At 55.8% G+C, this 22,911-nt stretch carries 19 protein-coding genes; 10 read left to right on the top strand and 9 right to left on the bottom strand.

The genetic code is table 11. The features are described from left to right. Nucleotides 1–1,365 carry an efflux transporter outer membrane subunit gene (locus ABIB59_RS19825; RefSeq protein WP_354036715.1) on the top strand — a complete coding sequence of 455 codons (1,365 nt, stop codon included), beginning with the start codon at nucleotides 1–3 and terminating at the stop codon, nucleotides 1,363–1,365. 90 nt (nucleotides 1,366–1,455) lie between these two features. Here the strand turns inward: ABIB59_RS19825 and ABIB59_RS19830 are convergent, their stop codons facing one another. The 5 genes from ABIB59_RS19830 to ABIB59_RS19850 are packed head-to-tail and all read right to left on the bottom strand — an operon-like array spanning nucleotide 1,456 to nucleotide 6,199. Then, entirely contained in the window at nucleotides 1,456–2,349 is an 894-nt protein-coding gene (locus ABIB59_RS19830) for a MurR/RpiR family transcriptional regulator (RefSeq protein ID WP_039076875.1), read from the bottom strand. Next, entirely contained in the window at nucleotides 2,346–3,296 is a 951-nt protein-coding gene (locus ABIB59_RS19835; RefSeq protein WP_039076876.1) for an ABC transporter substrate-binding protein, read from the bottom strand. Before ABIB59_RS19835 ends, ABIB59_RS19830 begins: the two co-directional genes overlap by 4 nt. Nucleotides 3,297–3,309: 13 nt before the next feature. Next, the gene (locus ABIB59_RS19840; protein ID WP_354036717.1) at nucleotides 3,310–4,362 is read right to left on the bottom strand and encodes a FecCD family ABC transporter permease; all 1,053 of its coding nucleotides are present in this window, start codon (nucleotides 4,360–4,362) and stop codon (nucleotides 3,310–3,312) included. Next, complete coding sequence (locus ABIB59_RS19845; protein WP_354036719.1) at nucleotides 4,359–5,375, bottom strand: FecCD family ABC transporter permease; 1,017 nt, start codon at nucleotides 5,373–5,375, stop codon at nucleotides 4,359–4,361. The genes ABIB59_RS19840 and ABIB59_RS19845 overlap by 4 nt, the downstream gene beginning before the upstream one ends. Beyond that, complete coding sequence (locus tag ABIB59_RS19850; protein WP_108702098.1) at nucleotides 5,372–6,199, bottom strand: ABC transporter ATP-binding protein; 828 nt, start codon at nucleotides 6,197–6,199, stop codon at nucleotides 5,372–5,374. Before ABIB59_RS19850 ends, ABIB59_RS19845 begins: the two co-directional genes overlap by 4 nt. Before the next feature lie 436 nt (nucleotides 6,200–6,635). On the opposite strand from ABIB59_RS19850, the gene ABIB59_RS19855 reads away from it, so the two are divergent. Together ABIB59_RS19855 and ABIB59_RS19860 are read left to right on the top strand one after the other, a co-directional pair. Beyond that, nucleotides 6,636–8,795, top strand: coding sequence for a TonB-dependent siderophore receptor (locus tag ABIB59_RS19855; RefSeq protein ID WP_354036721.1), 2,160 nt, complete (start codon nucleotides 6,636–6,638; stop codon nucleotides 8,793–8,795). Between the two features lie 164 nt (nucleotides 8,796–8,959). Continuing rightward, the gene (locus tag ABIB59_RS19860; RefSeq protein WP_354036723.1) at nucleotides 8,960–11,956 is read left to right on the top strand and encodes an Eco57I restriction-modification methylase domain-containing protein; all 2,997 of its coding nucleotides are present in this window, start codon (nucleotides 8,960–8,962) and stop codon (nucleotides 11,954–11,956) included. A gap of 106 nt (nucleotides 11,957–12,062) precedes the next feature. Here ABIB59_RS19860 and ABIB59_RS19865 read toward each other — a convergent pair whose 3' ends face one another. Further along, nucleotides 12,063–13,688, bottom strand: a complete 1,626-nt coding sequence (locus ABIB59_RS19865; protein WP_354036725.1) for an Eco57I restriction-modification methylase domain-containing protein — start codon at nucleotides 13,686–13,688, stop codon at nucleotides 12,063–12,065. A 271-nt stretch (nucleotides 13,689–13,959) separates the two neighbouring features. Between ABIB59_RS19865 and tnaC the strand changes: the two genes are divergently transcribed. The 3 genes from tnaC (at nucleotide 13,960) to mtr (ending at nucleotide 17,033) form a co-directional block, all read left to right on the top strand. Next, nucleotides 13,960–14,055 (top strand): tryptophanase leader peptide, encoded by a 96-nt coding sequence (gene tnaC, locus ABIB59_RS19870; RefSeq protein ID WP_072039686.1) that lies wholly within the window; start codon nucleotides 13,960–13,962, stop codon nucleotides 14,053–14,055. Between the two features lie 124 nt (nucleotides 14,056–14,179). Next, a complete protein-coding gene (gene tnaA, locus ABIB59_RS19875) occupies nucleotides 14,180–15,568 on the top strand; it encodes a tryptophanase (protein WP_222557029.1) in 1,389 nt (462 codons plus the stop codon). A gap of 220 nt (nucleotides 15,569–15,788) precedes the next feature. Beyond that, the gene (mtr, locus tag ABIB59_RS19880) at nucleotides 15,789–17,033 is read left to right on the top strand and encodes a tryptophan permease (protein WP_071193542.1); all 1,245 of its coding nucleotides are present in this window, start codon (nucleotides 15,789–15,791) and stop codon (nucleotides 17,031–17,033) included. Between the two features lie 82 nt (nucleotides 17,034–17,115). Here the strand turns inward: mtr and ABIB59_RS19885 are convergent, their stop codons facing one another. Beyond that, on the bottom strand, nucleotides 17,116–18,237 hold the full coding sequence (locus tag ABIB59_RS19885; RefSeq protein WP_354036727.1) for a ribosomal protein uL16 3-hydroxylase: 1,122 nt from the start codon (nucleotides 18,235–18,237) through the stop codon (nucleotides 17,116–17,118). Between the two features lie 211 nt (nucleotides 18,238–18,448). On the opposite strand from ABIB59_RS19885, the gene ABIB59_RS19890 reads away from it, so the two are divergent. Together ABIB59_RS19890 and ABIB59_RS19895 are read left to right on the top strand one after the other, a co-directional pair. After that, on the top strand, nucleotides 18,449–18,706 hold the full coding sequence (locus ABIB59_RS19890) for a zinc ribbon domain-containing protein (protein ID WP_039076885.1): 258 nt from the start codon (nucleotides 18,449–18,451) through the stop codon (nucleotides 18,704–18,706). 26 nt (nucleotides 18,707–18,732) lie between these two features. Then, nucleotides 18,733–19,305 (top strand): DUF1349 domain-containing protein, encoded by a 573-nt coding sequence (locus ABIB59_RS19895; RefSeq protein ID WP_317087449.1) that lies wholly within the window; start codon nucleotides 18,733–18,735, stop codon nucleotides 19,303–19,305. A gap of 119 nt (nucleotides 19,306–19,424) precedes the next feature. Here the strand turns inward: ABIB59_RS19895 and glgS are convergent, their stop codons facing one another. Then, a complete protein-coding gene (glgS, locus tag ABIB59_RS19900) occupies nucleotides 19,425–19,631 on the bottom strand; it encodes a cell surface composition regulator GlgS (protein WP_369943835.1) in 207 nt (68 codons plus the stop codon). A gap of 398 nt (nucleotides 19,632–20,029) precedes the next feature. On the opposite strand from glgS, the gene ABIB59_RS19905 reads away from it, so the two are divergent. Together ABIB59_RS19905 and ABIB59_RS19910 are read left to right on the top strand one after the other, a co-directional pair. Then, on the top strand, nucleotides 20,030–20,287 hold the full coding sequence (locus ABIB59_RS19905; RefSeq protein ID WP_039076906.1) for a YjhX family toxin: 258 nt from the start codon (nucleotides 20,030–20,032) through the stop codon (nucleotides 20,285–20,287). Nucleotides 20,288–20,516: 229 nt separating this feature from the next. Next, nucleotides 20,517–21,278 (top strand): IclR family transcriptional regulator, encoded by a 762-nt coding sequence (locus ABIB59_RS19910; RefSeq protein WP_039076907.1) that lies wholly within the window; start codon nucleotides 20,517–20,519, stop codon nucleotides 21,276–21,278. A gap of 12 nt (nucleotides 21,279–21,290) precedes the next feature. Here ABIB59_RS19910 and ABIB59_RS19915 read toward each other — a convergent pair whose 3' ends face one another. Further along, a complete protein-coding gene (locus ABIB59_RS19915) occupies nucleotides 21,291–22,907 on the bottom strand; it encodes a glycoside hydrolase family 43 protein (RefSeq protein WP_354036730.1) in 1,617 nt (538 codons plus the stop codon). Between the last annotated feature and the right edge of the window lie 4 nt (nucleotides 22,908–22,911).

Genomic DNA, 22,911 nt, shown 5'->3' on the forward strand with positions numbered 1-22,911 from the left:
ATGTTTCGAATTAGTGTGCTTGTTTTGGCTCTCCTGAGCGCGGGCTGTGTGTCGCTCGACCCGACCTATCAACGCCCGGCAGCCCCGGTTCCTGCCACTTTGCCGGGTAGCAGCGGTGAGGCGAAGGTGGTCGCCACCGACTGGAAGCAGGTGGTCAATGACAGCCGCCTGCAGCAGGTGGTGAGCCTGTCGCTCACCCAAAACCGCGATGTGCAAAAAGCGATTGCCGATATCGATGCGGCACGCGCGCTCTATGCCGAAGACCGGGCCGCGCTCTTCCCCACCGTAAATGCAGAGTTGAGCAACACCCGCAGCCGTACTGCGGCCACCGGCGTGACGTCCAGTGCAGAGGCCAATGGCGCGGTGTCGAGCTTTGAACTGGATCTGTTTGGCCGTAACCAGAGCCTCGCGCGGGCCCAGCGGGAGACCTGGCTTGCCAGCGAATATACCGCGCAAAACACCCGCCTGACGCTGGTGGGTGAAATCACCACCGCGTGGATTACGCTGGCGGTGGATAACAGCAACCTGGCGCTGGCGCAGCAGACAATGGCGAGCGCGCAAAATTCGCTCACGATTGTGAAGCGTCAACAGCAGGTGGGGACGGCGGCGGCGACGGATGTAAGCGAAGCCATGGCGGTCTATCAGCAGGCACGAGCGAGCGTCGCCAGTTACAAAACCCAGGTGGCGCAGGATATCAATGCGCTCAATCTGCTGGCGGGAACGACCGTGGCGCAAAGTCTGCTGCCCGGTACGCTCGAAAGCCTGGCGCAGGACAGCATCAAGCTGACGCCTGCGGGGGTGTCGTCTTCGGTATTGTTGCGCCGTCCGGATATTCAGGAAGCGGAGCACAACCTGAAAAGCGCCAATGCCAACATTGGTGCGGCACGGGCGAATTTCTTCCCGTCGATTTCGTTAACCGCCAGCGCAGGGGTGGGCAGTTCAGCCCTGTCGTCGTTGTTTAATAACGGTATGAAGGTCTGGTCGTTTGCCCCGTCGATTTCGCTGCCGCTGTTTACCGGGGGCAGCAACCTGGCGCAGTTGCGCTACGCGGAAGCAGAGAAGAAAGGATTGATCGCCACCTATGAGAAAACGATTCAGAGCGCGTTTAAAGATGTTGCCGATGCCCTCGCCCGCCGCCAGACGCTGGATGAACAGCTCGACGCCCAGCGTGAATATGTGGCTGCCGAACAAAAAACGCTGGATATCGCTCAGCGTCAATATCAGGCCGGGACCGGGGATTATTTGTCGGTGCTGACCGCACAGCGTTCGCTGTGGTCGGCGCAGGAGGGGTTGATTTCGCTGCAGCAGACGGATCTTGAGAACCGGGTAACGTTGTGGCAATCCCTGGGGGGTGGCGTGGGGTGATTTTCCTCGCACCCTAACCGTCTGCCCAAAGGGGCGAGGGGACCGTTCGACTGCCGCCATCCGGGAATGCCCCCTTGCCCACCGGCGGAATTACACCTTTTTGCCGCCGGGCTTCAGGCCACGGTGAAACTCATTGATGCGCTTCACCGTTTTGATGGCACGCTGGGAGGTAGCCGACGCCACGGACAACACAATCATCTCCAGACACAGCAACACCGTGCCATGCAGCGGGATTTTGCCCTTCTCACCGCCGCGCGGCACATGGATCACCACGTCCGCCTCTTTGCTAAAACGCGAATCCAGCGCATTGGTCAGCAAAATCGTCGGAATACCCAGCCGTTTGGTCTCTTTCAGGGTCGTCAGCCCCTCCCGATGGGCCGATTTCTGCGCCATCATCACCAGCACATCGCCGCGTTGCAGGCTAATCAACTGCTCTGCCAGCCCAATACCGGTACGGTTGAGCGCCACCGCGGGCAGCCCGACGCGGCTGAACAGGCGGGCGGTGTAATCGGCCAGAATCCCCGAAGCGCCAATCCCAAAAATGGCCGCCTGACGCGCCTCCACCAGCAGGGCGACGGCCTGCGCGATGGCATAACGGTTATCCGGCGCAGACAACACCTCGCAGGTGTACTGGTGCCCTTCGAGCACAAAATCGATGCCGGAATTGACATCGCACGACAGCGCCCCGACCGTGGTACTCATCTTTTCCGCCGAGGTCACCGTCGGCCCAAACCAGTGCTCCATCGTCTGTTTCAGGTCGCGTAACCCGGCAAAGCCGAGCGCCTGAATCGCACGCACCACCGTGGCGTCCGAGGTTTGCGTGGCCGCCGCAATTTCAATGGCCGTATGCTCCAGCACCACGTCCCGGTTATCGTGGATGTAGCGCGCCACCGACAATAAGCGCGGCGACAGCGTATGCGCCCGCGCCCGGTAGCGCTCGCCATAGACATCCACCCGCCCTTTGCTTTTCGTTGCGCGCATCATGGCGTTGCACCCGGTAACGGACGCCCGGCAATCTGCGATTGCACCTGCGCCGCCATCAGCCCCAGCGCCGCATAGGAGTTGGAAATGGCCTCTTCCCGTGAAATCAACACATAATGCCCGGTACGGCAGGCCGACAGAAAATTACACCAGCCCGGCATTACCGCATCCATCGCCGCCATCTCATCCTGCGGCTTACCGCCGGTATCCCCACGCCAGGTAGCGAAGACAAAATCGGCATCCAGCTCCGGCAACCGCTCCGCGCTGACATCAATACGTCCGCCCTCCGGGATGCGCTCAATCAGCGGCGGGAAGGTGAACCCGGCATCACGCAGCACACGTCCCAGTGAATGATAGGTATGCAGGGCGTTGATTTTCCCCTGGTTGGCCTGAATCACCGACACGCGGATTTTGCGGGTATCCACCGTCGCTTTTAGCGCCGCGATTTGCGCCTGATAGCGACGTTCAAGAATGGCAAGTCGCGCCTGGCTGCCGGTCAACTCCGCCAGTTTGCTGTAGATACGCGGCGCGCCACCGTCAAGGTGATCGATACTGACGGTCGGGGCGATTTTTTCCAGTTGCTCCACCGGCGTATTGCGACTCGGCTCGGTAATGATCAGATCCGGTTTTGCCGCCGCCACGGCTTCAATATCAATGGTTGCGGTGCCGATAAACGCGATCTGGCTGTTATCAAAATCCACCCCGGTCAACATCGCACTGGAGCGCAGCGTATGGCTGCCGTCAGGCCGGGTGCGACCATGGCTGGCGACCGGCGGCACGCCCAGCTCAATCAGCGGAATGGTGATATCGAGATCGTGCAACGAGACAATACGCTGCGGATGCAGCGGCACGGTCACCGTCCGCCCCAGATCATCGGTAAAGGTGCGGGTCGCGGGTTCGGCATGCACCGCCGTCACCGCCAGTAATAAGAAAGCGAAAAGTAAACGCATACGGCTCCCTGAGTTATAACCGGTCCCGCCGCTGCCAGAGCAACAGCAGGAAAAATGGTCCGCCCGTCAATGAAATCACAATGCCCGCCGGGATTTGCAGCGGCGCAAATGCCAGCCGCCCCAGCGAATCGGCCACCAGCACCAGCAGCGCACCGAGCAACGCACTGCCGGACAACAGCGCCACCTGGCCGCCGCGCAGCAGAAAACGCGCCATATGCGGCGCAATCAGACCGACAAAACCGATGCTACCCGCACAAGAGACGCATGCGGCGGTCAGTAACACCGGAGCAAAAAAACGAATGCGCATCAGCCACGCCATCCGCACGCCCAGCCCGGCGGCGGCCTGATGGCCGAGCAGCGCCACATCTGAGGCCCGCGCGGTAACAAACAACATCAGCGCGGCAGGCAGCGCCCAGCAGGTCGCCACCAGCAGTAGCGGCCAGGTGGCGGTATGCAGGCTGCCCGCCATCCACACCAGCGCGGTCTGTACATCGCGCACATCGGCGGTGGTCATAAACACCCCAATGCCTGCCGCAAACGTCCAGGAGACGCCAATACCGAGCAAAATAAAACGCGGACGCGAAAAATCCCGCGCCAGCAGCAGCACGATCAACGCCGCCAGCAGGCCGCCCGCCATGCCCGCTACGGGCCGCCAGGCCAACCCCAGCGCCGGGAAGAGGAGGATTAACGCCAGCACCGCCACGCTACTGCCCTCTTTCACCCCCAGCAGCCCAGGGTCCGCCAGACCATTGCGGGTGATCGACTGCATCGCCGCCCCGGCCATACCCAGCATGGCGCCGCACAGCAGCGCCATCAGCAGGCGCGGCAAACGGATATCCCACACGATGTACAACTGTTCGGCATTAAGCGCCTGTGGGAAAAAGAGCGCACGCCCGATCGCCGATGCGGGAACCGGTAGCGAGCCTTGCATCAGGCCGGAAAGTAATAACCCCAGCGCGAGCACCAGCAGCACGGCGCCCCACACTGCCGTCTTTGGCCGCCATAAACGGGAAAAACGCCCCAGACGAAACGAACGAAAGCCTGCGCGCGATAGCAGCGAACTCATTTGAATAACCTCGATGCCAGCAGGATAAACAGCGGTGCTCCCACGAGCGCGGTCATCACCCCCGTTGCCAGCTCATGGGGGGCGACCAGCGTACGGGCGGCGATATCCGCCAGCAGCAACAGTAATGCCCCCGTGAGCGCACAAAGCGGCACGCCCGGGCGCAGGTCATCGGTAGCAAAACGGCGCACCAGATGCGGGACGACCAGGCCGACAAAGCCGATCGGCCCGGCCAGTGATACCGCCGCCCCGCACAACAAGGCAATGGCAACAAGCCCAAGGCCACGGGTACGCGCCAGCGAAATCCCCAGCCCGATAGCCACCTGATCCCCCAGCGCCAGCATATTGAGCGCCGGGGCTACCCACAGTGCCAGAACCAGCCCCATCGCTGCCACCAGCGCCGCAGTGCGGACCGCCTCCCAGCGTAGCCCTGCCAGATCTCCGGCAAGCCAGGTGCGCATTGCCAACAGGGTTTGTTCATCAAGGATCAGAATGGCGGCGGTAAGAGAGGAGGTAAACGCGGTGAGCGCCACGCCACACAAGGTGACCTTCATCGGCGTCAGCCCGCTTTTCCCGGCGCTGGCAATACCCATCACCAGCGCAAACAGCGCCCCGGCACCGCAGGCGGCGATCAGCGGTTGCCCAGGCCCGAAAGCGAGCCCAAGCGCGGTGGTCGCAACCACCGCCAGCGCCGCCCCTGCGTTCAGCCCAAGGATATGCGGCTCACCGAGCGGATTGCGGATCACCGTCTGTAACAGCGCCCCGGCGACGCCGAGCGCCGCCCCCACCACCAGCGCCGCCACAAGGCGCAGCAGACGCAGGCTGATAATTATCTGATGGTCGAAGTTGCGCGGGTCGAAGGCCAGAAACGCACGCACAACGGTTTGCGGGCCAATCGTGCGCGCCCCCAGCCCCAGATGGGCCACCGAGGCCAGCACGAGTAATACCAGCACCAGCAGGAGTGCCAGCCCGCTTCGCCCGCTACGGTGGCGTACAAGAAGGGGTTGTGTGGTCATGCGTGCGGCTCGTGCTGACGGCGAAATGGCATAAAGAAGGGTTTCCCGGTCATCGGGTTAATGGAGACATGCACATCAACCTCAAAGACCGATTTGATAAGCTCCGCCGGGCAGGGATCGCCTTCGTGCAACACGCCTTCCACTTTGCCCTGACGCAGAAAGACCAGCGTATCGCCGTAATTCACCGCGAAGTTCAGATCGTGTAATACCACCACTACGGTGCGCCCGTGTTGGCGGGTCAGCGAGTGCAGCAGTTCAAGGATCTCCACCTGATAACGCAGGTCGAGGAAAGTGGTGGGTTCGTCGAGTAAAATCACCGGGGTTTGCTGGGCCAGCGCCATCGCAATCCAGCAGCGTTGACGCTGGCCGCCGGAGAGGCTGTCGACCGGAAGATGCGCGAACGCTGTGGTGCCGGTTACCGCCAGCGCCTCTTCAACCGCCTGCTGGTCGTCGTCAGACCATTGGCGCATAAAAGTTTGCCAGGGGAAGCGTCCACGGGAGACCAGTTCAAACACGGTGAGCCCTTCGGGGACTAACGGTGACTGAGGCAGGATCCCCAACTGGCGCGAGACCGCTTTGGTCGGCTGTTGGTGAATGGCTTTGCCGTCAAGCTGGACGCTGCCGCCCAGCGGTTTGAGCAGGCGCGCAATGGTACTGAGGAGCGTGGATTTGCCGCTGCCGTTCGCACCGACCAGCACGGTCATTTTGCCGGAGGGGATGGCAAGGCTGATGCCATCAACAATCACCTTTTGTTGATAACCTGCCGAGAGATTATCCAGCACAATTCCGGGCCGACTGGCCGCGTTGTCCACCTGCTGTGGCATGTATACTCCTGCGCCGCAACCACGTGGTACACTCCGCGCGCGCCAGCTTAACAAATAAAAATAAATATCATTCTCTTTTAGATTTTGCCGCCAGGCACTGTAGTAGTCAAGAGATTCAAATACCCATAACTTTACCGGGTATTTTAGGGTGACTACAGCCACTTCATTGGCTGAGCCTTATTTTTAATCTTTTTATTTTCAATAAACTAAATGGATAAAGGGGATGTTTTCAGGCGCATTTTCATCCGCAAAATGCGGTGTAGCCATTTTTCTCACTTTTCCATTTACTACTACATTTCGCCATGATTGAATGATTCTCAATTACATATCCGGCATGAATATTTCACGCCGAAGGATAGATTTACAGTCGCGGGCAATGAATAAAAATCTTCCCTTATGCATGACTGGCAGAGGGCATTTTGGAAAAACGGACAACATGGCTGAGTTAACTTCTTCGATCTCCGGGAAAAAAGGGCACGCACTGTTTTCTGCGTTGTTCCTGGGGGCAACCTTTTCACCTCTGGCACAGGCAGCAACAAACGCTGCGCAGGATAAAGACAGTGACACGCTGACCGTACTGGCAGGCGCGTCATCGGCAGATCAGGCTGCGACGGCGGGCTATCAACCGCTGAACACCTCGGCGGCAACGCTCACCACCATGCCGCTGCTGGATATTCCGCAGGTGGTTAACACCGTGAGCGATAAAGTGCTGGAAGATCAGCATGCGACAACGCTGGATGAAGCGCTGTATAACGTCAGTAACGTGGTGCAGACCAACACCTTAGGCGGCACGCAGGATGCCTTTGTGCGCCGTGGCTTTGGCGCGAACCGCGACGGGTCAATCATGACCAATGGTCTGAGAACGGTGCTGCCGCGCAGCTTTAATGCTGCGACCTCGCGCGTCGAAGTACTGAAAGGCCCGGCCTCCACGCTATACGGTATTCTGGATCCCGGTGGGCTTATCAATGTTGTAACGAAACGCCCGCAAACCACTTTTGGTGGCTCCGTCTCTGCCACCTCTTCCAGCTTTGGCGGTGGCACCGGGGATCTCGATGTTACCGGGCCGATTGAAGGCACTCGCCTGGCGTATCGTTTGACTGGCGAATATCAGAATGAAGATTACTGGCGCAACTTCGGTAAAGAGAAAAGCACTTTTATCTCCCCGTCGCTGACCTGGTTTGGCGATGACGCCACGGTGAGCGTGCTGTACTCGCACCGTGACTACAACACCCCGTTTGATCGCGGCACGATTTTCGATCTCAAGACCAAACAGCCGGTGAATGTCAGCCGTGAAACCCGCTTCGATGAGCCGTTTAACATTACCGATGGTGCATCTGATCTGGCGCAACTGAATGCCGAATACCGTCTCAACAGTGCATGGACGGCGAAGTTTGACTACAGCTTTAGCCAGGACAAATACACCGATAACCAGTCGCGCGTGATGGCCTATGACGCCGCCACCGGAAATCTAACGCGCCGAGTGGATGCCACGCAGGGATCGACCCAGCGGATGCACAGCACCCGCGCCGATCTGCAGGGCAACGTGGATATCGCCGGGTTTTATAACGAGATCCTGACCGGCGTGTCGTATGAAAATTACGATCTGCTGCGTACCGATATGATCCGCTGCAAAAACGTCAAAGATTTTAATATCTATAACCCGACCTACGGCAATGCCAGCAAATGTACGTCGGTGTCAGCATCGGACAGCGACCAGACCATCAAGCAGGAGAGCTACTCAGCCTATGTTCAGGATGCGCTGTACCTGACGGACAAATGGATCGCCGTCGCCGGTGTGCGTTACCAGTACTACACCGAGTACGCAGGCAAAGGCCGTCCGTTCAATGTGAACACCGACAGCACCGACGAACAGTGGACACCGAAATTCGGCCTGGTCTACAAGCTGACGCCATCCATCTCCCTGTTCGGCAACGTGGCGCAGTCGTTTATGCCGCAGTACTCCATCGCCAGCTATATTGGCGATCTGCCGCCCGAAACCTCCACCGCGTGGGAAGTGGGGGCGAAGTTCGACCTCTTTGACGGCGTCACCGCCAATATTTCCCTGTTTGATATTCACAAACGCAACGTGATGTACAGCGAGATTGTCGGTGACGCGACCGTGGCGAAAACCGCAGGCCGCGTGCGTTCGCAGGGCGTGGAAATGGATATCGCCGGCGCGCTGACCAGCAATATGAATGTTATCGCCAGCTACAGCTATACCGACGCCAAAGTACTCGAAGATCCGGAATATGCCGGGAAACCGCTGCCAAACGTGCCGCGCCATACGGGTTCTGTGTTCCTGACGTATGACATCCGCAATATGCCAGGCGGCAATACGCTAACGCTCGGCGGCGGCGGTCACGGGGTGAATCGTCGCTCGGCTACCAACGGCGCGGATTACTACCTGCCGGGCTATTTTGTGGCTGACGCCTTCGCCGCTTACAAGATGAAGCTGCAATACCCGGTCACGCTGCAATTGAACGTGAAAAACCTGTTCGATAAGTCCTATTACACTTCGTCCATCGCCACCAACAACCTGGGTAACCAGCCTGGCGATCCGCGTGAAGTGCAGTTCACGGTGAAAATGGATTTTTAAGGTTAATGTTTGTGAGCATTGCTCCGCGTTTGCGGGGCTTTTTTTTGCCTGTCGCAAGCCGCTCCGGTTTCCAGGGAAAGACATCGTTGCGCGTATTGCCTATGATGATCCGCTTAGCGTAACGCCCACAGGGAAAATACCGCACGTCAGGATCGGGAAATCAGATGACAAAAATTGAGCAGCTTGAGCAACTGGTGGCGAAATATCAGAATGATTTGGCCTACTACCACTCCAGAAAATATAACGAAACGCAGCTACGAACTGATTTTCTCGATCCGCTGTTTACCCTTCTGGGTTGGGACATTATCAACGCCCAGGGTAAACCAACCAACGAGCGTGAAGTGCTGGTCGAAGAGGGATTAAAAGCGCGGATGGGGGAAAACGCGAAGAAACCGGATTACACCTTCCGTCTGTTCTCTGAGCGCAAATTCTTTGTCGAGGCCAAAAAGCCGAGCGTGGATATTACCCTCGACCCGGAACCGGCAAAACAGGTGCGACGCTACGGCTTTACCGGCAAATTAAAAATCTCGGTGCTGACTAATTTCGAATATACCGCCATTTATGACTGCTCCAATCCGGTAGAACAGAGCGACCAGACCAGCCACTCACGTATCAAACTGTATCACTACAGCGAACTGGTGGCCCATTTCGATGAAATTATGGCGCTAATTGGCCGTGATAGCGTCTATTCCGGGCAATTTGATAACGAATGGTCCGCCATTGAAAGCAAGATCCTGCGCTTTAGCGTCGACGATCTTTTCCTCCGGCAAATCAATCAATGGCGTTTATTGCTCGCCAGGGAGTTTCTCTCCCTCAAGCCCGGTCTGAATGAAGAAGAGATCAACGATCTGACGCAGAACTACATTAACTGCATTGTCTTTTTGCGCGTCTGTGAAGATCGTGACTTAGAAGCTTATGAGACACTCTGGTCTTTAGCGCAGAAACAGGATTACCAGGCGCTGGTGCAGACGTTGCAGGCCTCGGATCGCAAATATGACTCCGGCCTGTTCGCCCTCGACCATATTGCGGAGCTGATCAGTAATGATAATTCTGCGATTTGGGAGATCATCAATCAGCTCTATTTCCCACAAAGCACTTACTCCTTTGCGGTCTTTTCTTCCGATATTCTCGGCAGTATTTACGAGATCTTCCTGAGCGAAAAAATCAAAATTGGCCCCAACGGCACGCCCGAAATTCGCCCTAAAGAGGAACATCTCGATCGCGATGTGGTGACCACACCGGTACACATCATTAAAGAGATTATCCGCAACACGGTAAGCGAATTTTGCCGGGGCAAAAACGATGAGCAGATCCTTAATGCTAAATTCGCCGATATCGCCTGCGGCTCGGGTGCCTTTCTTCTGGAGGTCTTTCAGTATCTCCAGGATACGCTGGTCGACTATTACATCAGGCACGATCGCACGAAGCTTCAACAGCTTTCGCCGCACAGCTTCAAACTGAAATTGTCGGTGAAAAAAGAGCTGCTCAGCCGCTGTATTTACGGTATCGATAAAGATTACAACGCGGTAAAAGCCTGTGCTTTTGGTCTGCTGCTCAAGTTGCTGGAAGGGGAATCGAAAGAGACGATTGGCGATGACAAACCCATCCTGCCGAAAATTCAGCGCAACATTATTTTCGGCAATAGTCTGGTGGATGCAAATGACGGGATTGCGGCGGCGGACAGCTATAGCGTGAACCCGCTGCATATTGATGAAAACAGCTTCGATGTAATTGTCGGCAACCCTCCGTATATGGCAACGGAGCATATGAAGCAGTTCACCCCGGCCGAATTGCCTGTCTACAAAAAGAAATACCAGTCGGCTTACAAACAGTTCGATAAATACTTCCTGTTTGTTGAACGCGCCATGCAGTTGCTAAAAGAGGGTGGCTATCTGGGCTATATTCTTCCGTCCAAATTCACCAAAATCGGCGCGGGGAAAAACCTGCGTAAGCTGCTGGCGGATAACCGCTATCTGAGCAAACTGATTTCGTTTGGTTCGCATCAGGTCTTTCTCAATAAAACCACCTATACCTGCCTGCTGTGCCTGCAAAAATCGCCGCAGAATGAATTCGCTTTTTATGAAGTGAAAGACTTTAAAAAGTGGCTGACCCGTGAAGATAAATCGTCGCTGTTAAGTCTCCATTCGCCCGATAAGCTGGACTTCGACACCTGGGTGCTGGAGAAAGAAACGAACGATATTTTGCAGCGAATGTTCAGCAAGTCTGCCGAACTGGGGGAGATTCTGGGCAAAGGAGCCATTGCCAACGGTATCCAGACCAGCGCCAATGAATATTACGTCCATAAGAGCCTGAAAACGGAAAATGGCTATGTCTGGTTCGTTTACGACGGCGTGGAATATTCAGTTGAAGAGGCCTTAACCCGCCCCTATTTTGAAACGCCACGCTCGGGTCAGGATAACTTCTACAGCTATAAAGATGTGGAGCCGAACGCCTTCGTCATTTACCCCTATCATAAGGTGGATGGCCGCATTCAGTTTATTGAGTACGACGATTTACGTGCCCTTTATCCGCAGACGTTCGCCTTCCTGCAGGTGGTCAAACCGCATCTTGATAATGGCAAGCGGTCGATAAAACCAGACCCGACAACGCCGCATGAGTGGTATCGCTATGGGCGCAGCCAGGCGCTGGAGAACTGCGATGTGCCGCAAAAAATTATCGTCGGCGTGCTGTCGAATGGCTACAAATACGCCATTGATAACCACCGGACGTTTGTCTCTTCCGGCGGCACCGCGGGCTACAGCATTATTAACGTTCCCGACGATTGCCCCTACTCCATTTACTATATTCAGGCGCTGTTGACTTCCCGCCATCTGGAGTGGTTCGCATCGATTTATGGTGAGATTTTCCGCGGCGGCTTTATCGCCAGGGGCACCAAAATCCAGACCCGGATGCCGATTCCGACCATCCGCTTTGCCGACAGCGCGGACGCGGCGCGCCATGATGATATCGCCACTCTGCAAAGGCAGCTCAACCACCTGTACGCGCAGATTACGCAGGCATCCGCACGGGAAAAAATCGTTTATCAGCGCCAGTTTGACACCCAGCAGGCGCGGATGGACGCGTTGATTGCGGCGCTGTTTGATTTGGGTGAGCTGGACGAGAAAATCCCGTCGATAGAGGCGTTGTATAAGGGGCTGTGAGTGGTTTTCTCCCGGATGGCGGCGCAAACGCCTTATCCGGGCTATCCCACAGGGAGAGGGGGAAAATCAGTCGTAGCCCCGGTTAGCGAAGCGCCACCGGGGAGAGTTATTTCCGTAACCGGCGATCCTTTAACTTTTCCCAGATCGCCATCAGCCTATCGTTATCACTTTTGCTAAAACCTAACGCCGCGAGGATCTTCTCGCCCTGGCTGCGGATCACGGCGGCGATCTCACCGGCTTTCACCTGCTGGTTGATACCCGCCAGATCGTGTTCCATCCCCTCAATAACCGGGATATACAGTTGTTCAATCTCCGACGGCACCAGCTCCAGCACGCCGCCACCGTAATAGCGCCCTTCCAGCTCAGCGGTAATGGCCGTCAGCGGATTTAAAAAGCTGCACACCAGATTTTCACTGCTGGTAAAGGTCGAACGCACACGATAGGCGGTATCGGTGGTGTAGGCTTCCGCCTGATTGAGGATTAAACGCGGCGCTTCATGGCAGCGTTTCAGCATGCCGATACTGGTGCTGTAAACCGAAGGGACCTTGTACCACGGCTTGCGAATGCGGCATTTATAGCGCGTGTGCAACTCCTGCGACTGGCCGAAAAGGATGTACTCCTTCACTTTTAACGGTAGCGCGTCGAACTCGTCGGCGATATACAGAAAATTAGTCGGCAAGCCGTCACGCTGGTTTTCCGCATGCTGGTTTGCATCGTACAAAATCCCTTGACAATGCTGGCTGCGGCCAAACATCGGATGGGCATAATCGGCCAGTTGATACTGCTCAACGGTCTGATTATCCACGAGGAAAAACTCATTCGCCCCGGTGACGATCCCCACGTCCACGGTGGCAATATCATTAAACTGATGCACCGACGCATGATTGATAAGCGACTGAATCAACGCCAGCTCATCGCGCTCCAGCACCGCTTTGGTCCATTTCCCGGCGACGGTTTCCCCGTTGATTCCCGGCGTACGCGCAAAGAGCGCGTTGGGATCTTCGGCAAGGAAATCAAAGCCGTTAACGCTGACGATCCCCACACCTTCGGTTTCCTGCTGTGGATCGGTTTTCTTCTCAGCCAGGATGATCACCGCCCCCTGCAAGGTGTCTTCAAACCAGATCTCTTTCGGATCGATAATCACGATTTTCGAGCATACCTGCCCCGCGTAACTGCGCAGCGACTGCGCATGCATCACGTGAATGATTTCCGATGGGATCACCATGCCAAGCCGCCCGCCCTCTTTAAGCAGCGCCAGCGAGGAGAGCAAAAACGGGACCCAGGCATTGGTATGTTTGGTGAATTTCTGCTTGAGCTGTTTAAACACCAGCTCCGCCTGCACCTGAAATTCATTTTCGAGGAACTGGTAGCGGATAAACGGTGGGTTACCTACCACGCCATCATAAAGCGTATGGTTTTCAGCAAGTTGCTTATTGGCCCACACCAGGTAGTCGCCTTCGGTCACCGTCGCGTTGGAAAACCCCAGGGTCTCGCAGCGCTGCACAGCTTTTTGCGCCTCGATATCAAAAAGCTCAAAGCATTCCAGGTTGACCGCTTTATCGCCATTGTTGTTATGAATAGCCTGAATAAATGCACCATCACCGCAACTCGGTTCCAGCACGCTGGCCGGATGTGTGCTCAACACCCAGCGGGTCACGTAATCGGCTAAGTTTTGCGGCGTATAGTAACCACCCCGGAGTTTCTGGCTGGTCTGGTCTGCTTTGAATTTCATTCGTTACCTTTGAAAAGCCCGCGCGGTCAGTGCGCCGTTTCTGCGCGACATAGGGTACAGCCTTTGCTGCGATTCTCAAAGGATGAGGAAAACGGTAGCAAGCCCCTTAAATCCACAGGGTTATTGCGATTAAAAAAGTGAACGCAAAATGTGTCTGCCATCATATTTCACAGTGAATAGTTCTCTCAATAAACTATTTGTGAGTTTAATCGCGGATATTTTTTCATATTTATCTATTTTTAGTACTCCCGTAACGTCAGAGGACGCTGTAATGAAATACCGATTGAGTTACCGCCTCATTGCTCAGGGCGGTCTGAACGCCTGGTACAATCTCGATCCGCGCATTACCAACGACTTCCCTCGTTAATTCTCCGCTGCCCATTATTCATTAAAAAAATCAAACTCAACACGACGTTGAGCGATATTTTTTTGCGCGCTTTACACCGCCGAAAATATCGTGACGTCGCAAGGCACGCTATTGGAGAAATATTATGAAACGCATCCCAGAACCTTTCCGCATTAAAATGGTTGAGAATATCCGCATGACCACTTACGACGACCGCGTCAAAGCGCTGGCCGAAGCCGGATATAACCCTTTCCTGCTTAATAGCGAGGATGTGTATATTGACCTGCTGACTGACTCTGGCACAGGGGCCATGAGTGATCGCCAGTGGGCCGGGCTGATGATGGGCGACGAAGCCTATGCAGGCTCACGTAACTACCAGAATTTATGCGCAAAAGTAAAAGAGATCATCGGCTATCCGTTCACCATCCCAACCCACCAGGGGCGCGGTGCTGAACAGATCCTCTTCCCATCGCTGATTGCGCGCTGCAAATCGAAAAAACCGGTCTTTATTTCCAACTTCCACTTCGACACTACCGCCGCACATGTGGAACTGAACGGTGCGAAAGCCATCAACGTAGTGACGCCGAAAGCGTTCGATACCACCTCCTGGTACGACTGGAAAGGCAACTTCGATATCGCTCAACTGAAAGCGACCATCGCCGAGCAGGGTGCGGAAAACGTGGCGGCGATCGTCACCACCGTGACCTGTAACAGCTCCGGCGGCCAGCCGATTTCGCTGGCGAATATGCGTGAAGTCTACCAAATCGCGAAAAGTCATGAGATCCCGGTGGTCATTGACTCCGCGCGCTTCTGCGAAAACGCCTGGTTTATTAAGCAGCGCGAAGAGGGCTGCGCGGATAAATCGATTAAAGAGATCATCCGCGAGATGTATACCTATGGCGACATGCTGACCATGTCCGCGAAAAAGGATCCGTTGGTGAATATCGGCGGCATGTGCTGCTTCCGCGAAGACGAAGATCTGTTTAACGAAGTACGCATCCGCTGCGTACCGATGGAAGGCTTCGTCACTTACGGCGGCCTGGCCGGACGCGATATGGAAGCGATGGCTATCGGCCTGGAAGAAGGCACCAACGAAGATTACCTCACCTACCGTATTGCACAGGTGGAGTATCTGGGCGAGCGTCTGCGCGAAGGCGGTATTCCGATCCAGTACCCGACCGGCGGCCACGCGGTGTTTGTCGATGCCAAACTGCTGCTGCCGCATATCCCGGCGGAACAGTTCCCGGCACATGCACTGAATAACGAGCTGTATCTGGAAGCGGGTATTCGTAGCGTGGAAATTGGCTCGCTGCTGCTAGGGCGCGACCCGGCCACCGGCCTGCAAAAACCGTCGCCGATGGAGCTACTGCGCCTGACTATTCCGCGCCGCGTCTACACCAACGACCATATGGACTACATCGCTGATTCGCTGATTGCCGTGAAAAAACGCGCATCGTCCATCAAAGGCCTGACCTTCACCTATGAACCGCCGGTATTGCGCCACTTCGTGGCCCGTTTAAAACCGGTGGAATAAAACTCACCCGGACGCGCCTGCAACGGGCGCGTCTTTCCGATGTTACGCCTGAATAGCTCTACCCCAAATAATTCGAGTTGCAGAAAGTTAGCAAGAGCGTAAACCTCCAGGAGCTTACAGAAGGGGGAGTGCACGCCAACGCATATGCAACGTGAAAGATGACGGGTATATACGTCGCCCACTCGGGCGATGCGGAATATGACGTCTATGGAAACGTACTATGGCTACTCTATCAGTAACAAATAAAGCGCCATCGCTCGTTGGTGGCGCAATGATTATTGGTGGCACCATTATTGGCGCGGGCATGTTTTCTTTACCGGTTGTCATGTCTGGCTCATGGTTTTTTTGGTCACTGCTCGCATTAGTTTTCACCTGGTTTTGTATGTTGCATTCAGGATTAATGATTCTTGAAGCTAACCTGAATTATCATATTGGCGCCAGCTTCGACACTATTACCAAAGACCTTCTCGGTAATCGCTGGAATATTATTAACGGCCTTACCGTCGCGTTTGTTTTATATATTCTGACGTACGCTTATATTTCCGCCAGCGGCTCCGTTATTCACCATACCTTTTCACAAATGAATATCGACTTCCCGGCACGGCTGGGCGGGTTGTTATTCGCGCTGGTCGTGGCCTTTATTGTCTGGCTGAGTACACGGGCCGTCAGCCGCATGACCACCATTGTGCTGGGCGCCAAGATCCTCACCTTCTTTATGAGCTTTGGTGGGTTAATCTGGCACGTGCAGCCAGCGGTACTGTTTAACACCGCCGAAGTGAACCCCAGCTACCTGCCCTATCTCGTGATGACCCTGCCGTTCTGCCTGGCCTCGTTTGGGTATCACGGCAATGTGCCCAGCCTGATGAAATACTACGGCAAAGACCCGCTGACTATCCGCCGCTGCCTGCTGCTCGGTACGCTGATGGCGCTGGTTCTCTACGTTTTCTGGCTGGTCGGTACGATGGGTAATATTCCGCGCCCGGCATTTATTGATATCGCCGGGAAAGGCGGCAACATCGATGTGCTGGTGCAAGCGCTGAGCGGTGTACTGAACAGCCGCGGGCTGGATTTGCTGCTGACGGTGTTCTCAAACTTTGCCGTCGCCAGTTCGTTCCTCGGCGTGACGCTGGGGCTGTTCGACTATCTGGCGGATCTGTTTAAGTTTGACGACAGCCCGCAGGGGCGTTTTAAGACCGCACTGGTCACATTCCTGCCGCCAATTATTGGGGGCGTGCTGTGGCCGAACGGGTTTATTTATGCGATTGGCTTTGCCGGATTAGCCGCGACTGTCTGGGCGGCGATTGTGCCAGCGCTGCTGGCCAGCGCATCGCGTAAACGCTTCGGCAGCCCGCATTATCGCGTGTGGGGCGGTAAGGCGATGATTATATTGATTCTCTGTTTCGGCGCGGGTAACGCTATTATTCACGTGCTTTCCAGCTTTCATCTGTTACCGGTGTACCGCTAGTTTGCCCTCACCCTGACCCTCTCCCACCGGGAGAGGGGATCAGGACCGTGGCCCGGATATGAGACCGCATCCGGGATGGCGATTATTCGTCGAAATACCAGTAGCCCTGGTTCACCAGCCCGGTCAGTTCGGCAATAAAGGTTGGGTTATTCAACGCTTCACCCAGCTCCTCTTTACCGATCAACAAATGGCGGCACAGCGCTTCTGCGGCTTTCGGCGCAACGGTATCGAAACGCTCGCTATTCACGAAGAAACAGTCGCTAACCTGGAACACGCGCAGCCCGCCCAGACGCGTCAGCACCTGGCCTTCCTGCAACGCTTCCAGCACTTCCTGCGGCTCATACGGTGGTTCGGCCGGGGCGATATCCAGTTCATGGCGCGGCGTAGTGATAAAACGGCCAAACCACTGCTTGAAATCCTCCGGCTGATTGATCATCTCGATCATCATGCCGCGCAGACGCTCCAGCTCGTACTCTTCAACCCGACCCGGATTTTCACGGCAGGTTAAATCCGGATCGGTGTAGTGATCGCCGCCCAGATCTTTATCAACCGCATAATCAGCAAAGCTGCTGATCAGATCGCGGCCATTCGGCCCACGAAAACCGATGGAATAGTTAAACGCGGTCTCGTGGGTAATACCGTCGTGCGGGAATCCCGGCGGAATATAGAGAATATCGCCCGGCGCCAGGTCTTCATCAATGATCGGCTCAAATGGCTCAACGTGGAGCAGCGCCGGATGCGGACAGAACTCTTTCAGGGGCAATTTATCCCCTACACGCCAGCGGCGGCTACCCATCCCCTGAATAATGAAAACATCGTACCAGTCGATATGCGGGCCAACGCCGCCGCCCGGTACGGAAAAAGAGATCATCAGATCGTCAAAGCGCCACTCCGGGATCGCACGAAACGGTTTAACCAGCTCGGCAGACGGCGCATGCCAGTGGTTTACCGCCTGCGCCAGCAGCGACCAACCGGTTTCCCCCAGGCCATCGAAATGTTCGAACGGGCCGTTGCTGGCCTGCCATTCACCGTTGAAATGGCTGACGAGGCGGCTGTCGACTTCCACTTCCATCGCCAGGCCTGCCAGCTCATCTGGGGTGATCGGATCAACAAAGCTCGCAAATGCGTTTTTCAATACAACCGGCTTTTTCTGCCAGTATTTCTCTAAAAATTCAGGCCAGTTAAGGTTTAGTTGGTAAGCCATGGGGTCACACCTGTGGAATGATAAGCGGCCGTGATTATGTGAGGGATCGGCGGGATTTACTTTGTCGGTGGTCAAGGGTTAGACGTAAGCAGGATCACGCTAGCACAACTGAAAATCCACTTTTTATTTGTGGTTATATGATCGTGCGGCACTTCTGCCCTGGCGAAAACATGTACATTTATTGTTCATCTCATCAAACAAGGAGTGTCCTATGTCCCAACATGAAGCGTGCTGCCATTCCTGCGGAATGCCGCTTTCCGCCCCCGACGCCCAGGGGCCGAGCGACAAATACTGCAAATATTGCACCGACAGCGAAGGCAATCTTAAATCCTGGGAGGAGGCGGTAGCCGGACTTGCAGGCTATCTTGATTCATGGCAACACGTCGGGCCGGAAGAGTCACGCAAGCGCGCGGTGCGCTATCTGACGGCCATGCCGGCCTGGGCAGACAAAGCGCAGGGGCCGGTATAACACGCAAAAGACAAAGGAGAAGCGTCATGCACGAGGAGTTTCAATGGGTTAACGAACCTGCCCAATGGCAATGTGAAGAGGGTGTTCTGTCGGTTGTCACCGATGATCACACCGATTTCTGGCACAAAACCTGGTACGGTTTCGAACGCTTCTCCGGTCATCTGTTCGCCAAAGAAGTCGCTGAGGATTTTACCTTTCAGGTCAAAATCTGTGCGGAATTCACCACCCTTTATGACCAGGCGGGCATTATGTTGATGACCGATAACCGCCACTGGCTGAAGGCGGGTATTGAATTCAACGATGGCGCCCCCGCTATCGGTAGCGTGCTGACACTGGACTATTCCGACTGGGCGACGGGGGTTTTTCCGGGCAACCCGCGCGAATTCTGGCTGCGTCTGACGCGTAAAGATGACGCCCTGCGTCTGCAATATTCGACGGATGGTCTGAGCTGGCCGTTGCTGCGTTTGTGCCCTTTTCCCGCCGGAAAGGTGAAGGTCGGGGTAATGTGCTGCACGCCGGAGCGGCAAGGATTAGCGGTGAAATTCAGCGACATGACGTTAACACCGCCGCTCAATAAGTCCTTGCACGATCTCAGTTGATAATCACGGCATCTGGTTTTCAAAGAAATGTGACAGGCAGAGAGGAGAAGTGGCAACAGACCGCAAGAACCCCCTAGGCCAGAAAACGCAACGGGCCGCCAGGCCCGTTGTGGATATCGCTATTGCAGTTCCTTCACTCTGGCGCGCTGCGCCTGTTTGCAATAATGGTCGTAATGTTCCTGGAACCACTGTTTCTGCTCTTCGGTCATATTGCCGGTAACGGCATCAATATCAACTGGCTGGCCCATCGCATACATACGGGCAAAACTGCGTGCCAAAAAATCAAAATTCTTCACTGCGTTCAGGTCTTGTCTTTTCATTCGCATACTCCTTCAGTCCGCCGACGTGCTGTGTAAGGCCATATGCATCTCTATCTTAAGTATTATCTTATAAATGAACATTTCATAAGCATTGCGTGCCTTCACAACGACCCGATTGTCCATAACGTCGCCTTGCGCACAGAGTGAAAAAAAGCGTGCCACTGAGTACCCACACAGATCACACTCCTTAAGCAAAATAATTCCCTTATAGATGTTGCGTGTTAACATTGACTGGATAAATATTTCTTAGCGAATACCGAGGCTTCGATGCTGGAGAATGCAACCATCTGATAATCAGCTTTCCGACCCGTGCGGCCGGGCTGGTTATCACTGCGCTAAACACTCGCGCTAACACCCCAGGGTGTTGGCAGGTTTTGCACAAGATGATTACAGGCATTTTCAGCATGAATATTTCCCGTCAGGAACAACGTACCCTGCACGTCCTTGCCAAAGGCGGACGTATCGTTCATACCCGCGACACCTCCGGGCGCGTCACCGCCGTTGAGTGTTATACCCGTGAAGGGCTATTGCTCAGCGACTGCACGCTCGCCGTCTTCAGGAAACTGAGAAGCAAAAAACTCATCCGCTCGGTAAATGGTCAGCCCTATCGCATTAACCGTACCGGTCTGAGCAATGTCCGCGCGCAGTTGGACAACCAATAATTGGTGTTAAGCAATCCCCACCCGCGCAGGTGGGGATTACCTGGCAAGTCGGCGACCAGGTTAAAACCCTGGGCTATCGCCGTGCGCTGATAGTACCCGCCCGCCCACTGGCAGCAAGGGAGGAACAGCACGCTGTAGCCGTTTTGATAACACTAGCCCCCGCCATTGCTTTTCCCCGGTGAAAATAGTACGGTCACACGCAGAGAATTCCTCGTGAATGGTAAAAATTATGCCGATAATTCAGTCTGTTGAACGTGCTTTGCAGATCCTCGACCTGTTTAACGATCAGGCGACGGAACTCAAAATCACCGAGATAAGCAAACAGATGGGATTAAGCAAAAGCACCCTTCACTCGCTGCTCAAAACGCTTCAACTTCATGGCTATATCGATCAAAACCCGGATAACGACAAATATTGTCTGGGGATGAAACTGGTGGAGCGCGGCCACTTTGTCGTGGGCACCATGGACATTCGCCAGAAAGCAAAAAGCTGGCTTTCCGCCCTTTCCCAGGAGACGGGGCAGACGACCCACCTGGGGATTCTGGACGGCAACGAAGGCGTTTACATAGAAAAAATCGAAGGTAAACAGGCGGCCATCGCCTATTCACGCATTGGCCGCCGCCTGCCGGTACACGCCACGGCCATTGGCAAAGTACTGCTGGCCTGGCTGGGAGACGAGGAGCTTAACGCCATACTGGACGGGTATGCGTTCACGCGCTTTACGCCAGCCACCCTGACCGATCGCGACGCGCTGCTGGCCGCGCTGGCACAAACTCGCCACAACTATTACGCACTCGATAACGAAGAGAACGAGCCGGGCGTGCGCTGCATCGCGGTGCCGGTATGGAACCACGAATCGCGGGTTATCGCCGCGCTCAGTCTCTCCACCCTCACCTCACGGGTTAATGACGACCAACTGGCCGCCTGCCGCCAGAAGCTGATGGAGGCCGGGCTGGGGCTGTCAAAAACGCTGGGCTACCGCGAACGCTAGCCCGCCGTCCTGCTACGCCTCGGGCTGATAGGTGAACGAGGCGAAATCAGCATGGCAGCCGTCGCCGCTGATATCCTCGCAGTGCAGGCCAACAAACGCGCCGGTAAAGAAGCCCCGGCCGCCAATATAGTCATCCGACAGCTTCCACGCCTCAAAGGTCAGCGGAATGGCCTGCCAGTTTTCCCCATCAAATGAGTAGCTGTAATGGTACTCAAGCTGATCGACATCCACCCGCAGCCAGACATACTCCGCGCTCTGGGGCACTTCAATCGGGTTATCGTACAGGTGCCAGTGGGCCACTTTATGGTCGAGCCGGATAATTTTCAGCGTCCGCCCGCGCCCCTCTTCATAGTCCATAAAACAGTACGACCAGTTTTTGCTGTTGTAATAGCAGGTCAGCCCGGCACTCTGCTGGAAGTGGCGCGGCGAAAAGGCCATCTGCGTTTCGGCGCGAAAACGGAAATGCTGCCAGCGGCGGGCCACCGTTGACTGGGTAAAGGTGGAGTTGAGCGAGTCATTGCCGTAGAGGCGCAAAAAGCCGGGACGGGCAGTAAGCGAACCTAACTGCTCATCAAACGGAATACGCAGCGTTTGCAATTCCGGGTCGAGCCGTTCGCTGTCGAAGTCTGTGCGCCATGCGCCTGTGCCTGCGCCAGGCTGCTCCGTCATCCGTGGCCCCGGCACCGTGAGCGCCGCATGTTTGCCCCCCTCAACGTAAGGCCAGCCATCACGCCATTCGATGCGGGTTATCCCCGTCTCGCGCCCGAGCGGGCAGTATCCGCGCCCGCCAGCCGCCAGCCGTGGAATGCCCGGCAGATGCAGCGGCCGGCTGGTCAGGTATGCCATATACCATTCGCCGGTATGGGTCTCCAGCAGCGAGCCGTGGCCACTTTTTTGCAGCGGATTTTCCGGCAGGTGCCAGCTCGTCATCATCGTCACATCCGGGTGCAGCTCATAAGGCCCGGTAATGTCCTTCGCCCGCAGCACCACCACCGCATGTTCGTAGCTGGTGCCCCCTTCCGCCACCAGCAGATAGTAGTAGCCATCGCGGCGATAAATATGCGCCCCTTCGGTATAACCCAGCGGCGTACCGGTGAAGAGCGTGGATCGCTGCGGCGAGAGAGAGTGCGTGTCGGCAAAAAATTCCTGCATCACAATGGTGTTATGAGGGTTACTGTGATGGCGCGGCCCCCACGGACGATAGATGTAATATTTGCGCCCGTCCGTATCGTGGAACAGCGACGGGTCGAACCCGCCGTTGCCCATGGGAATGGGATCGCTCCACGGCCCCTCCACCGAGGGGGCGGTCACCAGGAAGTTGCGGCCATTTTTCCACGGCGAATCGACAATTTTCACATCGGTGTAGAGCAGCCAGAACTTGCCGTCGGCGTAGCTCAGGCAGGGTGCCCAGATGCCGCCGGAGTCCGGGTTGCCTTTCATATCCAGCAGCGCCACGCTGTCGAGCGGCGTACTCACCAGCGACCAGTTTTTCAGGTCGCGAGAGTGGTAAATACGTACGCCGGGGAACCACTCAAACGTGGAGGTGGCGATGTAGTAATCCTCCCCCACGCGGCACAGTGACGGGTCCGGGTTGAAGCCGGTCAGGATCGGGTTTTCAATCTGGTACATGGTT

The organism is Citrobacter sp. UYEF32 (assembly GCF_040546205.1).
Classification (GTDB): domain Bacteria; phylum Pseudomonadota; class Gammaproteobacteria; order Enterobacterales; family Enterobacteriaceae; genus Phytobacter; species Phytobacter diazotrophicus.